Below are 254 nucleotides of genomic sequence, written 5' to 3'. Positions count from 1 at the left end.
ATCGAGAGCAGCGGCGGGGAGGCGGTGAGATCGACGGAGTCGACCATCCCCTGAATCTCGGTCGAGATGGCCAGGTCGTTGCCCTTGGAATCCTTGCCGGTCGCGGTCAGCGTGTAGGTGCCGGCCGGCCATTGCGTGCCGTCATTGCCCTTGCCGTCCCAGACGAAGCTGGCGTTGCCCTGCTTCAGGTTGAAATTGCCGGAATAGGCGGTCTGGCCGGTCGCGCTCGTGATCGTGATGGTGGCGCTGGTGGC

Annotated in this window: 1 protein-coding gene; it reads right to left on the bottom strand. The window is 65.0% G+C overall.

All coding sequences use genetic code 11. The features are described 5' to 3' along the window. On the bottom strand, window positions 1-254 hold a 254-nt coding region (locus ELQ12_RS10095; RefSeq protein ID WP_279586147.1), incomplete at both ends, for a FlgD immunoglobulin-like domain containing protein.

The sequence above is a fragment of the Campylobacter sp. US25a genome (genome assembly GCF_004379075.1).
Taxonomy (GTDB): domain Bacteria; phylum Campylobacterota; class Campylobacteria; order Campylobacterales; family Campylobacteraceae; genus Campylobacter_D; species Campylobacter_D jejuni.
Note: the sequence above shows the minus strand (reverse complement) of the source record. Positions and strands in the feature narration are given on the sequence as shown.